The organism is Halosolutus amylolyticus (assembly GCF_023566055.1).
GTDB classification, from domain to species: domain Archaea; phylum Halobacteriota; class Halobacteria; order Halobacteriales; family Natrialbaceae; genus Halosolutus; species Halosolutus amylolyticus.
Genome location: NZ_JALIQP010000002.1, coordinates 981,457 through 995,316, shown reverse-complemented (window position 1 = coordinate 995,316; position 13,860 = coordinate 981,457). Strand labels below are relative to the sequence as shown.

Annotated in this window: 10 protein-coding genes; 3 read left to right on the top strand and 7 right to left on the bottom strand. The window is 65.6% G+C overall.

The window, feature by feature from the left end; all coding sequences use genetic code 11:
* The first annotated feature begins 32 nt into the window (after positions 1-32).
* Positions 33-1,331, top strand: a complete 1,299-nt coding sequence (locus tag MUN73_RS11310) for a helix-turn-helix transcriptional regulator (protein WP_250140574.1) — start codon at positions 33-35, stop codon at positions 1,329-1,331.
* Positions 1,332-1,397: 66 nt separating this feature from the next.
* Here MUN73_RS11310 and MUN73_RS11305 read toward each other — a convergent pair whose 3' ends face one another.
* Positions 1,398-2,231, bottom strand: coding sequence for a hypothetical protein (locus MUN73_RS11305; RefSeq protein WP_250140573.1), 834 nt, complete (start codon positions 2,229-2,231; stop codon positions 1,398-1,400).
* A 431-nt stretch (positions 2,232-2,662) separates the two neighbouring features.
* Positions 2,663-3,658 carry a radical SAM protein gene (locus tag MUN73_RS11300; RefSeq protein WP_250140572.1) on the bottom strand — a complete coding sequence of 332 codons (996 nt, stop codon included), beginning with the start codon at positions 3,656-3,658 and terminating at the stop codon, positions 2,663-2,665.
* A 257-nt stretch (positions 3,659-3,915) separates the two neighbouring features.
* Here MUN73_RS11300 and MUN73_RS11295 point away from each other — a divergent pair, with 257 nt between their 5' ends.
* Entirely contained in the window at positions 3,916-5,859 is a 1,944-nt protein-coding gene (locus MUN73_RS11295; protein WP_250140571.1) for a PAS domain S-box protein, read from the top strand.
* A gap of 93 nt (positions 5,860-5,952) precedes the next feature.
* Positions 5,953-7,059 carry a DUF373 family protein gene (locus tag MUN73_RS11290; protein WP_250140570.1) on the top strand — a complete coding sequence of 369 codons (1,107 nt, stop codon included), beginning with the start codon at positions 5,953-5,955 and terminating at the stop codon, positions 7,057-7,059.
* A 7-nt stretch (positions 7,060-7,066) separates the two neighbouring features.
* Here MUN73_RS11290 and MUN73_RS11285 read toward each other — a convergent pair whose 3' ends face one another.
* The 5 genes from MUN73_RS11285 to MUN73_RS11265 all read right to left on the bottom strand — a co-directional run bounded on the left by MUN73_RS11285 (position 7,067) and on the right by MUN73_RS11265 (position 13,836).
* Positions 7,067-7,909, bottom strand: a complete 843-nt coding sequence (locus MUN73_RS11285) for a polyprenyl synthetase family protein (RefSeq protein WP_250140569.1) — start codon at positions 7,907-7,909, stop codon at positions 7,067-7,069.
* Between the two features lie 49 nt (positions 7,910-7,958).
* The gene (locus tag MUN73_RS11280; protein WP_250140568.1) at positions 7,959-10,403 is read right to left on the bottom strand and encodes a methyl-accepting chemotaxis protein; all 2,445 of its coding nucleotides are present in this window, start codon (positions 10,401-10,403) and stop codon (positions 7,959-7,961) included.
* Complete coding sequence (locus MUN73_RS11275) at positions 10,403-11,662, bottom strand: ABC transporter substrate-binding protein (RefSeq protein ID WP_250140567.1); 1,260 nt, start codon at positions 11,660-11,662, stop codon at positions 10,403-10,405. Before MUN73_RS11275 ends, MUN73_RS11280 begins: the two co-directional genes overlap by 1 nt.
* 432 nt (positions 11,663-12,094) lie before the next feature.
* Positions 12,095-13,048, bottom strand: a complete 954-nt coding sequence (locus tag MUN73_RS11270) for an electron transfer flavoprotein subunit alpha/FixB family protein (protein WP_250140566.1) — start codon at positions 13,046-13,048, stop codon at positions 12,095-12,097.
* A complete protein-coding gene (locus MUN73_RS11265) occupies positions 13,045-13,836 on the bottom strand; it encodes an electron transfer flavoprotein subunit beta/FixA family protein (RefSeq protein WP_250140565.1) in 792 nt (263 codons plus the stop codon). The genes MUN73_RS11270 and MUN73_RS11265 overlap by 4 nt, the downstream gene beginning before the upstream one ends.
* Positions 13,837-13,860: the final 24 nt, after the last annotated feature.

The window sequence follows — 13,860 nt, the reverse complement described above, 5'->3', positions numbered from 1 at the left end:
TTTTTCCTATGGGGGACCACCGGTTGATACGCATGCGGTTATCCACCGCCGTTACACTCGCCCTCACAGTCCTCCTCGCCACGTCAATGCTGGGGGCGGTGGCCGCCGCACCGTCGGCGCGGACGCCGACGGTAGCCGATCGGTCCCCGTCCGAGGCGTCCCTCCACGACCCTGCGGTGCAGCAGTCACAAGTGATATCTGTCTCCGGTTCGGCCTCCTCGTCGTCGATCCAGGACGATCAGCAGTTATCCCTCCAGGCTGCCGACCCGGCGCAGGTGATCCGGATCAACGTGACCGAAACCGGTGACGCGGAATGGTCGATCGAGAGCCGGTTTCTCCTGACCGACGACGAGGACGTCGAGACGTTCGAGTCGTACGCCGGAGAAGTCACCGCCGGCAACCGGGACGTCGACTACGATCGACAGCTGTTCGAAAACCAGCTCGCCACCGCCGAGCAGTCGACAGGCCGTACCATGTCGATCGAAGGGATGGGCTGGGACGACCCGCGGGTCGAATCGATCGACGATCCCGACGCGGCCGACGAGGACTACCGCGTCGGCGTCATCTCGTACTCGTTTACCTGGACCAACTTCGCGACCACCGACGGGGATCACGTTTACTTCGGGGACGCGTTCGAGACGTCACAGGGACCCTGGCTCGCGAATCTCGGGTCCGAGCAACGGCTCGTCATCCAGTCGCCACCCGGCTACAGCTTCGAGGAGTTCAACACGCCGCCGACCACGACGAACGACGGAGCGTTCATCTGGAACGGCCCACAGCAGTTCGAAAACGGCGACCTCGATATCGTCTTCGTTCGCGTCGCCGGTAGCCCGCAGAACTCGTGGCTCTACCCCGGTGTCGCACTCCTCGTGATCGTCGTCGCCGCGGCGGCCGCCTACTTCATCGTACGGCGCCGATCGAACGTCGAAATCGACGTCCCGCCGGCGATCCGCGATCGCCTGCCCGTGATCGGCTCTCGCGACCCCGACGCGCCAGCCACGGACCCCGGCGCCGGGCCCGGAGGCGATCGCCGGACGCCGGACGTCGGTCCCGCAGCCGCCGAATCGGACGGTGGAGAGCAGTTGTCGTTCGAGGAACCAGACGACGTCGATCCGGAACTGCTGAGCGACGAGGAACGCGTTCACCGGCTGTTAAAGCGAAACGGTGGCCGGATGAAACAGGGCTCGATCGTGACTGAAACCGGCTGGTCGAACGCCAAGGTCTCCCAACTGCTCTCACAGATGGACGACGACGGCGAGATCGAGAAACTCCGGATCGGCCGCGAGAACCTGATCACGCTTCCGGAGGTCGATCCGACCGAGATCGATTGATCGGCCGATCGTTGGTTCGAGTTGCCACTCGGTTCTCGTCGTTCCACTCAGCTCTCGTCGTTCCACTCAGCTCTCGTCGCCTCCCGAATCACCGGCTTCTGAATCCGAATCCTCGGTGTCGGTCTCTTCGTCAGTGTCGTCCCCTGTGCCGTCGGTGTCTTCGTCCGCGTTCGAGTCGTCCGTCCCGGAGTCAGCATCCGTGTCGTCGGTGCTCTCGTCCGTGTCGTCGGTGTCCTCGTCTGCATCGTCAGTATCCGGGTTGAAGTAGATCTCTTTGCCCACCGAGGCGTAGATGTCGTCCCAGTCCTTGTCCTCGTCCATCAGGAAGACTTCGACCGTCAGCGGGCCCTCGCCGAACTCTTCGATCCCGGCCGGCCGGACGTCGATGTGGAACGTGCCGTTTTCGTCCATCCGGACTTCCCGCGTGCGCTCGACGATTTTCTGCGTGTCCTCGTTGATCTTGACGAAGAAGTACGGCTCGCCGACCACGTCACCGTGTTCCGGCGGGTCGACGTTCTCCATGCTGGTGTTGGCGACGACTTCGAGGTTGAAGTTCGAGTAGCCCTCGCCGTCCGCCGCCGGTTCCGTGTCGACGAACTCGACGCTCTCGATCCGATCCTCGCGTTTGTCCTCCAGCGGCCGGTTCGGTTCCGCTGGCGGGTACCACTCTTTATCAGCCGTATCGTCCTCGTCTGATTCCGTCCCTTCGTCGGTCTCGTTCGCGTCGTCGTCTTCGTCCTCGCCGTCCACCGACGCGCTGTCGTTCAGGTCCTCGCTCACGTTTGATTCGGTTTCGGTCTCGTTCGACGGTCCGTCCGCGAACGATCCTCCGAGGGCGCTACACCCCGAGAGCGCCACGAGCAGTGCCACCGCGACGGTGGCGACGGTTCGGAATTGCATTGTAGACACCCGTTCCGGAACGATCCCCATTATTACACGCTCGATAAGCGATCGCCCCCGATTCGACGATGAATTGGTCGTATAGGTACCTACACGTCCGTTTGCTCGCCGTTGAACGAGACGGAAGACGCCTATGGAGTGCCCAAGACGATACGCGTCAGTTCACGCTGTTTCACGCCTCTTTCCAAACCATGCGATGCGAACGCGGCGCTGGCTGGTCGTCGATCGTTTCATTCGCGAAACCGACACCAGCCCGCTCGATCGCTTCGCGCTCTCGCGGTCGTTACGCCAGCGGCGTCCGCTCGACGACCTGCCCGTCGTCGGTCGGGTACCGCGTCGCGAACTTTTTCCGTTCGGGTGCGCCAGGGCGCACCACTCACGCAAAAACTTCGATGAAAAAGCCGCTCGATCGCTTCGCGCTCTCGCGGTCGTTACGCCAGCGGCGTCCGCTCGACGACCTGCCCGTCGTAGGTCGGGTACTGCTCGACGATCTCGCCGTCCTCGAGATCGCCTTCGTCGATCATCTCCTCCAAGAGCCACCACGCGACCTCGACGTGGTTCGTCTTGACCGTGTAGAACTCCTCGGGAACGCCGAGGTCCTCGAATCGCTCCGGCGCGGCCGTCGTCTTCCCGTAGACGAGCGTGCCGTCGTCCGTGATGTCGTCGAACTCGCGGCGGATGTTGCGGGCCATCCGCTTCAGGCGACGGCGGTGCTGGGCGGCGTCCTTGAACACCGACGTACAGAAGTAGACCTTCTCGTGATCGCCCATCACGTCGAGGATCTCCTCCCGATCGCCGTCCACCGCGCTCATGTGGTCCTCCTTGAGTTCGAACCCCTGTTCCTGCATCCGGCGGTAGTTGCCGTCGCTCATCTCGAACTCGTTGACGTTGCAAAAGTCCGCGGCCCCCTCGTCCAGAAAGTCGAGGAACTCCTCCTCGGCGCGGATACCGGGAATCTCGAACGCGGGGGTGAGTCCCTCCTCACGGGCGATATAGAGGATGTCTTCCCACTCCGTGCCGTGGAGGTCGCCCCACTGTTCGTACGGCGGGTGAAAGCGGATCTCGTCGAGGCCGGCCTCCGAGAGGCGGCGCATGTTCTCGCGGCCGCCCGTGATGCCGGTGTAGAGGTGGGTGTGGTGGTCCTCGCCGAACTCGTCTTTCAGTAGTTCGAGGTAGTGACAGGTCCGGTCGAGGGCCTCCTGCGGTTCGCCGCCGGTGATCGAGGTACCGAGGGCGTCCATCCGTTTTGCCTCCGTGAGGACGTCCGCGTCGCTCTCGACGAGTCGCTCGTTGGCGTAGACGTCCGTGACGTTCTTGCGGTTCTCGCCGAGCGGGCAGTAAAAGCAGTCGCGCTGGTCGCAGTAGCCGTAGACGAACAGCACCATCTTGCCGCCTTTCGCGCACTGCTCACAGCCCTTCGAGATCATTCGACGCTAGCTACTGGGCCGAGACTCAAAAGCCGTGCGAAACGGGTCGCGCCAGAACGTCTCCCTCCGTCGAAACCGTCGAATCCGGTTTCGCGGCGATCGACGTCCGCGACGCGACACCGGATGAGGGTCCGATGGTCGCGACGCGACACCGGGGAGACCGAAAGGACACTCGATCGCGGCTCCATTCCCGATCGGTCCGAACGTCAACGAGACCACATCTTCATATATCAGGATATTATACCAGTGCGTATCCAATGGCAACTGGGACTAACGTCCTCTGGGTCGACGACGATCCAGCGGTTCGTGACGCCGCGGCACCGGCCCTCGAGCGGGCCAGCGACGACGTCACCGTGACCGTCGCGGCTACCGTTTCCGACGCACGCTCCCAGTTGGACGAGCGGGCCGACGACGTCGACTGCGTCGTCAGCGGGTACGACCTGCCCGAAACGAACGGCCTCGATTTCTTCGAGACCGTCCGCGAGCGCCACCCCGGGGTGGCGTTCATCCTGTGTCCCGGATCGGGATCCGAGACGATCGCCAGCGACGCGATCGGTGCGGGAGTGACCGACTACGTCCCGAAACAGGAGGGGCGAGACCGGCCGGACGAACTGGCGACCCGGATCACCAGTGCCGTCCCGGAGTGCGAGGAGCGGTCCGCGATTCGCACGCGGTCCGAGCGGGAGCTCGATCGGTACCGGACGCTCGTCCAGACGGTCGCCGATCCGATGTACATGCTCGACGACGGGGGGACGATCACGATGGTCAACGACGCGATGGTCGCGTTGCTCGGCTACGAGCGCGACTGGCTGCTGGGCAGGCACATCTCGGCGGTGTTCGACGAGGAGATGGTCGAGCGCGGCCGCAAGACGCTGTACGGGTTGCTCGAATCCGACGATCGGGATCGCGCCCGATTCGAGTTCACGTTCGAAACGCGCGATGGCGATCGTCGGACGGGTGAGGCGAACCTGTCGCCCCTGCGCTCGGACGACGGGACGTACGTCGGCTCCGTGGGCGTCGTGCGGGATATCACCCGCCACCGGGAGCGAGAGCGGGACCTCTCCGAGTACGAGACGATCGTCGAGACGGCTCCCACCAAACTGTTCGTACTCGACGCGGACGCGAGGATCGTCTGGATGAACGCGAAGTTCGCGGCCGGGTTCGAGGAGTCGAGGACAGATCTGCTCGGAACGCGATTCCCGACGCTGATCGATCGCGGCTACTTCGACGAGCAGGTGACGACACAGTACGTCGAGGAGGTCCGGAAACTCCTCTCCTCGGAGGTCGATCTCGATCGGGCCAAGTACGACGTCCAGTTCCGGACGGCGGACGGCGACGAGCGGGTGTACGACGTCCACACGAAACTCCTGCCGTTCGAGGACGGCGAGTTCGCGGGGACGATCCACGCGATGCGGGACATCACCCGGCGCCGGCGCTACCAGCGCGAACTCGAGCGCCAGAACGAGCGCCTCGAGGAGTTCGCCGGTTTCGTCAGCCACGATCTCAGAAATCCGCTCAACGTCGCCCAGGGATCGCTCGCGTTGCTCGAAGAGGGGGCCGACGGCTCACACCTCGAGGACCTCCGGTGGTCGCTGTCGCGGATGGCGGAACTCGTCGACGACCTGCTGGGACTCGCCAGGCACGGAACCGCCGTCAGCGAGCAGGAGTGGGTGTCCCTCGCCGACGTCGCCGCCGACGCGTGGGCGACGGTCGAGACGGGCGACGCGCGGCTCGAAATCGAGACCGATCGCGACCTCTACGCCGACGAGTCCTGTCTCCGGGAACTGTTCGAGAACCTCTTTCGGAACGCGATCGAGCACGGCTCGACGGGCAGTCAGGACGGGGGCCACCCCGACGCCGCTGACGCCGATCACATGATCGTCTCCGTGGGACCGTTGCCGGGGCCGCGAGACGATCGAGGCGAGGTCGATTCGGGATCCGACGCCCCGGCCACGGACGCCGGATTCTACGTCGCGGACACCGGGGCCGGGCTCCCGCCCGATCGGGAGTCGATCTTCGAGTTCGGGCACACGACGGCCGCGGACGGCACCGGGCTTGGCCTGGCGATCGTCGAGGAGATCGTCACGGCGCACGGCTGGTCGATCGCGGCGCGTGACGCGCGGGCGGGCGGTGCGCGGTTCGAGATCGAGGGCGTCAGGACCGACGAGACCGAGATGGTGATCGAATCGCCGGACGCGTGACGACCGCCGAACGTCCGTGTTCCGGCCACGTCGGCCGCGATCGATTCCGTCCTCCCAGAAGAGAGAAATACTGCGGCGTTCAACCACGACCAGATGCTGCTGGTCCTGTGTGTCGACCTCGACGACGACCTCGGCCGAAAGACTGGCTTCTCGACGCCGGTTATCGGCCGCGACCCGGTCGAGGAGGCAGCCGTCGCACTCGCGACAGCGGACCCCGAGGACTCCGACGCCAACGTCATCTTCCAGGGGTTGCACATCTACGACGATCTGGACGCGCGCGACGAGAGCGTCGAGGTCGCCGTCGTCACCGGCAACGACGACGGTGACGTCCAGGCCAACCGTGAGGTCGGCGAGGAAGTCGACACCGTCCTCGCGAGCCTCTCGACCGCCGAGGACGTCACCGCGCTCGTGGTCACCGACGGCGCACAGGACGAATCCGTCATCCCGATCATCCGCTCGCGGGTTCCGATCGACGGCGTGCGCCGGGTCGTCGTCAGGCAGGCCCAGAACCTGGAATCGATGTACTACACGATCAAACAGGTGCTGAACGACCCCGAAACGCGGGGGACGGTACTGATTCCGCTGGGAATCCTCCTGCTCATCTATCCGCTTGCCCTGATCGGCACCCTGCTCGACATGCCCGGCTTCTTTCTCGGGACGACCTCGGCACTGCTCGGGCTCTATCTCATATCGCGAGGGCTCGGACTGGGGGACCGACTCGACGCGACCGTCGAACGGGCCCGGCGATCGCTCTATGCCGGCCGGACCACGCTCCTCGCGTACGTCGTCGCGGCCACCTTGCTGGTCATCGGCAGCGTCAGTGGGCTGGACGCCCTCGAGGCCGAACAGGCGGCGACGACCGGCGAGACGGACGTCTTCGTCCAGCTCGCGGCGTTCGTGTTCGGGTCGATCCAGTGGTTCGCCGCCGCCGGGATCACCACGAGCCTCGGCCAGATCACCGACGAGTACATCGCGGGCTCGCTCGAGTGGCGCTACCTCAACGCGCCGTTTTACGTCCTCGCGATGGCGATCGTGCTCCACGCGGTGAGCGCGTTCTTCCTCGACGTGGTTGGGATCACGTACCTCGCGGCGGCGTTGACGGCCGGCACGCTGCTGGGTATCGTGAGCACGCTCGCCTTCGCCGTCGCCGAATCCCGGTTCTCCGAGGGCGGTCGACAGCCCGACCGCGCGTCGCGATGAGCGCCGCTCAGCGCTCCCGCTCGACCACGTACTCCGCCAGTTCCTGCAGGTAGCCCCGCGCCTCTCGATCGACGACGTCCACCCGGTCGAGCGCGTCGATGGCGCGATCGGCCTCCGTCTGTGCCCGCTCGTTCGCCTCCTCGGGAGTGAGGTCGGTCACCTGGACGACCGAGGGCCGCTCGAGCGCGGCGTCGTGGCCGGTCGGTTTGCCGAGGTCGTCCGCGTCGGCGACCGCGTCGAGCACGTCGTCCCTGATCTGGAAGGCGACCCCGACGCGCTCGGCGTACTCGCCGACTGCCTCCACCGTAAACGGATCCGAATCGGCGGCGATCGCGCCGAGTTCGGCCGCCGCACGGAACAGTGCGCCGGTCTTGCGTCTCGCGAGGGTCATGTACTCCTCCTCGTTCGCCGGCTTGGCCGACAGTTCGGTCGCCTCGCCGATCCCGAGTTCCACCATCGCCTCGGCGACCACCTGTGTCGCGTTCGGATCCGCGGAAAACAGCGCGAACGCCTCGCCGAGCAGTCCGTCGCTGGCGATGATCGCCGGTCCGTGACCGAACTCGGCCCACGCACTGGTCGTCCCGCGTCGTAACTCGGAGCGATCGATGATATCGTCGACGACCAGCGAAGCGTTGTGGACGAGTTCGATTCCGACGCCGAAGTCGACGGCGTCCTCGGCCGTCCCGCCGACCGTCTCACAGGCGAGGATGGTGACCATCGGTCGAACGCGCTTTCCGCCGGAGAGCGTGACGTGCCGAACTTCTTCGCCGAGCGTCTCGGGATCGACGGCGTCGACGACGTCGACGAGACGCTCCTCGATCAGCGCCCGACGGCGCTCCAGAAGTTCCATTGCCAGCGCTTAGGACGGGGTTACAAAGTACGTGACGGTTCCGACGAACCTACGACTCGTCCACCTGGTCGAACGAGAACGGGTCGTCGGTCGGTGCGGATCCCGACGCGTCGGTTTCGGACCCCGTCGTGGGGTCCGCGTCGCCCGGATCGTCGCCCGCGTCGTCCGTATCGGCCGTCGTGGAATTCGCGTCGTCGGCGTCGACCGCCGTCCCCTCCTCGAAGGCCAGTTCGGTACCGCCCTCCGTCGACGGGGACTGGGGCCGCCGATCGGTCTCGAACCGATCGAGCGCCTCGCTCAGGCGGGCCGCCTGTCCGGCGAGCGAGTTCGCGCTGTCCGACACTTCGGCGAGCGACGACGTCTGCTCTTCCGCCGCGGCCGCGACGTGCTGGGCCTCCTGTGCCGTCGTCTCGGAGATGTCGGTCGCTGCCGAGGTCATCGCGACGACTTCCTGGGTCGAGGCGGCCTGCTCTTCGGTCGCCGCAGAGATCTCCTGGACGCCGTCGTTGGTCTGGCTCGCGTAGTCCGCGATTTCGTCGAGCGCCGCCGCCGCGTTCTCGACGGAGTCGACGTGCGTCGAGATGCGATCGGCGGTCTTCTGGACCTCGGTCGCCGTGTGTTCGGTCCGCTCGTTGATCCGCTCGAGTCGCTTCTCGATGTCTTCGGCCGTCTCTTTCGTGTCCTTCGCGAGTTCTTTGACCTGGGACGCGACGACGGAGAACCCGTTCTCGCCCGCATCACCGGCGTTACCGCGCGAGGCCTCGATGTTGGCGTTCAGCGCGAGCATGTTCGTCTGCTGGGCGACCTCCGAGATGAACTCGACCAGTTCGTCGATCTGCTCCATCTCCCGCTCGAGCGCCTCGATTGCCTCGACGGTCTCGGCCGACTCCGACTCGATCTCGTGCATCCCGTCGATCGCCTCCTGGGCCGCTTCCCGGCCGTACCGGCCGGTCTCGGCGGTCCGTTCGGACAGATCCGCGACCTCGTTCGAGGACGCCGCGATCTGCTCGGTCGTCGTCGATAACCCACTCATCTCGTTCGAGACCGCCTGCAGGTGCTGGTTCTGTTGATCCGACCCGTCGGAGATCTCCTGGATCGACTCGGTCACCTGCTCGGAGGCCGATCGGACCTCTTCCGCGCTCGTCGTCACTTCCTCGCTCGCCGTCGCGACCTCGGTGGCGAACGTCTTGACGTGTGCGGTCGTCTCCTCGAGCTCGTCGACCATCGAGTTGAACGAGCGCGCGATGTCGGTCATCGCCTCGCTCTCGCTTTCGGGATCGAGTCGCTGGGTCAGGTCGCCGGCGGCACACTCCGCCATCACGTCGCGGTACTCGTCGGCTTTCGCCTCGAGATGCCGGTTGATCGCCTCGGTCTCGGCGCGCGCCCGTTCGGCGTCCTCCCGCGCGGCTTCGGCTTCTTCGATCTGTTCGCGAAGCGACGTGCGCATGCTGTCGAAGCCGTCGAACAGTCGGCCGATCTCGTCGGTCCGGGACGTCTCGAGGTCGACGTCGAGGTTCCCGGCCTCCATCGCTTCGGTCCGATCGCGCAACGTGGTCAGCGGAACGACGGTCTGTCGACCCAGGACGACTCCCACGAGTCCGAGCGCGAGCAGACTGACGAGCAGCATCACCGCGACGTTGGTACCAACGTCGGTCGCGACCCCGTAGGCCTGTTCGGTCGGCACGCTCGTGACGGCGACCCACTGCGTGTCCCCGACCGGCGTGTACGCCCGGACGAAGTCCTCGTCCTCGACGCGCGTCAACCGACCGCCGAGGGCGGCCTCGAGTGCCGTCTCGTCGATCGACGTTTCGTCCAGCGACGCGTCCGACGCCTGCAGGACCGGTGAGCCGTCCGCGTCGACGATCGCGGTCGACGACGACGCCCCTTCCTGTTGCAGCTGCTGGACGCGGTACTCGAGCGTCCCGATGACGACGACGACGCGATCGTCGCGTTCGGTGACCGGACTGGCGAAGGCCATCACCTGGTCGCCGAGCGACGGCGACTCGTAGGCCGCCTCCGAGTTCCAGACCGCGTCGTCGAACGCGAGTTCGCTGCCGAAATCGGTCGCCGTCCACGGATCCTCGACGTTGTCGAGCGATTCGCCGCGGAGTCTCGCGTCAGTGCTCGTGACGACCTCGCCGCTCCCGGTGTCGACGTAGTGGATCGCTCGGACGTCGACGGACATCCGCGCCTGCGCCTCGACGATCTCACCCTGGACTTCCTGTGGATCGCCCTCCTGTAACACCGGCGAGGCCGATGCCGTCCGCGTCTGGACCCGCATCGATTCGACCCAGTCACCGATGCCGTCCGCCTGCAACTCGGCGGTCGCTTCGAGTTGCTCGTTCGAGTCGGCCCTGACCGTCTCGTCGATCTCGGCGTAACTGACGGCACCGACCGCACCGATAACCACGACGACCGCCAGAATCGAGATCACGAACTTCGCGAGGTATCGCCGTCTGATGAACGACGGCACTAGCTTTGCGAGTACCGACATTACGTACTCACCCTGTCGAGTTCGGCAATTCCGCCGTCCGCGTCCCGATCGAACTCCCAGTACTCGAAGGTCGCGTCCATCACGTCCCCGTTCTCGTCGAACGACAGCTGACTCGACGCACCCCGGTACTCGACGTTCTCTCCCGCTGCCGCCAGTTCGAGCCCGTCGGCGAGCGAGTCCGGTTCGATCACCTCGCCGGGTTCGTTCGTGACCGTCTGCATGGCGTTCCTGATCGCCGTCCCGTCGTTCTGCCCGGCGTAGGCGTTGGCGAGCAAGAGAACGGCCGTCGAATCGTAGGCGTGGGCGGTGAAGATCCCCGGTTCGGCGTCGTACGTGTCTCCGTACAGTTCGGTGAAGAACTCCTCGCCGGGTCCGCCGACGAGCGGCGCGGTCCCGCGAATCCCGTCGATCGGGCGTTCGACGTCTTCGTGAAGGTTCCCGTCCCGGAGGCCGTCAGTGACGAGGACGTCGACGTCGTCGAGGTCGTCGCCGAGATCGGTGAACAACTGGGCACCCGTGTCGGGGTAGCCGACCACGATCAACAGCCCCGGATCGTCCGCCATGGCTTCCTCGATCTCCGCAGCGTAGGAATCTTTGCCCTCGTTCAGGGGGACCTGCGCTGACACCGTCCCGTCGTGAGCCGTCCGGAAGGCCTGGGTAAACGACTGGCTCAACTGCCAGCCGTAGTCGCTGTTCATGTACAGTGTCGCCGCCGTCTCGTGGCCGAGATCGGTCGCCGCCTGCTCGGCGAGGACGACCGCCTGCAACGAGTCCGACAGCGCCGTTCGAAAGACGAGTCCGGCGTCGTTCAGTGCCGTGATCGTCGGCGACGTCGCTCCTGGCGAACAGCTCACCGCACGGTACGGAATGAGCACCTGCTGGGTCGCCTGTAGCGTCACGTCGGAGGCCGCCGGCCCGTTGACCATCGGATAGCCGGCGTCGACGAGTTGCGCCGCCTTCTGGACGCCGGCCGTCGGGGACGTCTCCGTGTCCACGACCTCGTAATCGATCTCGAGATCGATCTCGCCGTCGACCTGTTCGATCGGCAGCAACGCGGCGTCTCGAATCGGTTCCCCCACAGAACCCAGATCCCCACTGATCGGCTGCATCACCCCTAGTTTGAGCGTACGATCGGTACCACTACCGTCTCCGTCATCGACGTTCGGACCGGGAATCGAACTGAGACAGCCAGCGAGGCCGCCGCATCCGGCAACCCCGATCGCCGTCACTAACTCCCGCCGACTCGATCGGAACGACATAGGTGCGATATCCAATCACGGGTATATATTTGTTCTGGGCACTCGCTGCAATATTCATATTCCAGTTGCCATATCGGCTATCGCACAGTCTCGTCCGCTCGTTTACTCCCGCACCGGATTACCGATCGGAACTAGAATAGAAAATCGCCGATGACGATTCTACGTCTAAACCGTGGGCCGAGTCGCCACGCCGCGGTTCTCGGCCGTCGGGGCTCACGGGTCACGTCCGTTCCCCGTTCGCTACGTCGCGGTTCTCGGCCGTCGGGGCTCACGGGTCACGTCCGTTCCCCGTTCGCTACGTCGCGGTTCTCGGCCTTCGGCCTCCGAACCGCGCTCGCTCCGAACCGCGCTCGCTCCTCGCACAACACTCGATCAAAAAAGGCCGCTCACTCCGTTCGCGCTCTCGAGACCCGCACGATGCGTGGAGTCGTGTTACTGGAATTCTTCGGTGAGCGCGGGGACGACGTCGAAGAGGTCGTCGTGGATCGCGTAGTCGGCGATGTCCATGATCGGCGCGTTGGGGTCCGTGTTGATCGCGACGATCGTGTCGGAGCCCTTCATGCCAGCGACGTGCTGGACCGCACCCGAAATGCCGATCGCGATGTAGACGTCGGGCGTGACGACCTTCCCGGACTGGCCGACCTGGCGGTTCTTGGGGAGCCAGCCGTTGTCGACGATCGGGCGCGACGAGGAGACCGTCGCGTCGAGCGCGTCGGCGAGGTCCTCGATGATCGGGATGTTGTCCTCCTCTTCGATCCCGCGGCCGACGGAGACGAGCACGTCGGCCTCGCTGATGTCGACGTCGCCGCCGCCGACTTCCTCGAAGCCGGTGACGGTCGAGCCCTGCTGACTCTCGTCGATGTCGGCGTCGAAGGCCTCGATCGCGGCGTCACCGGTGCCCTCCGCGACGGGCCACTCGGCACTGCGGATGGTGACGACGGCGTTGTCGGCGAGTTCGGACGTCGTCTCGACCTTGCCGCCGTACATCTCGCGGGTCGCGATCAGCGTCTCGCCGTCGGTATCGAGGTCGACGGTGTCGGTGACGATCGGCAGGCCGAGGCGGTTGGCGACGGCCGGCGCGTAGTCGAGGCCGTTGACGCTGTTGGGCGTGAGGACGTACTGCGGGGCGAGTTCGTCGTACAGCTGGGTGACGACCTGCGTGTAGACGTTGTGGTTGAACTCCTCGCCCACGTCGACGGTGTGGATGACGTCGACACCCTCGCGATCGAGTTTGTCGGCGAACTCGTCGACGGTGCCGCTGATGACGGCGAGGTGGAGGTCGCCGCCCGTTTCGTCGGCGAGCTGGCGGCCCGCGGTGATGATCTCGTAGCTGACGTCGCGCAGGTCGCCACGGCGGTGGTCGGTGATTGCGAGGACGTCCGTCATGGTGCCACCCCCTTCTCGCGGAGCAGTTCACCGAGCTCCGACGCCGTGTCCTCCGCGCTGCCTTCCCAGACGGTGACGTCGCTCTCGCTCTCGGGTTCGTACATGTCCGTCAGTTCGAGTTCGGACTCGATCGCGCTCTCGTCGACGCCGAGATCGGCGAGGCTCTGGACGTCGAGTTCCTTGCGCTGTGCCTGACGGATGCCGCGCAGGCTGGCGTAGCGCGGCTCGTTGATCCCCGTCTGGATCGTCAGCACGGCGGGGAGTTCGATCTCGGTGAGTTCCTCGACGCCGCCTTCGAGTTCGCGGCGGACCGAAGCGGTGTCGTCGTCGAAATCGTGTTCCAGGTGGTTGACGACCGCACCCCACTCGAAGTCGAGGTCCTCGGCCAGCGAGACGCCGGTCGCGGCGAAGCTGTCGTCGCCGGCCTGGACGCCCGTCAGCACGAGATCGGGGTCCTCCTCCTCGACGACGGCGCGGAGGATCTCGGTCTTCGCGCCGACGTCGAGCAGGTCGACGTCCTCGAGGGCGTCGTCCCAGACGCGAACGGCGCGATCGGCACCCTTCGCGAGCGCCTGGCGAATGGTCTGTTCGCAGTCTTCGGGACCGATCGTCACCGTGACCACCTCGTCAGCGATGCCGTCTTCCTGGAGCTGGACGGCCTCTTCGATGGCGTAGTCGTCCCACTCGTTGAGATCGGCACCGAGGTACTGGTCGGCGATTTCGGTTCCCTCGATCTCGAACTCGTCTTCGACGGTCGCAACCTCTTTGACCGTAACGAGGATTTTCATCATCTATCACTCTGTCTTCCCCCC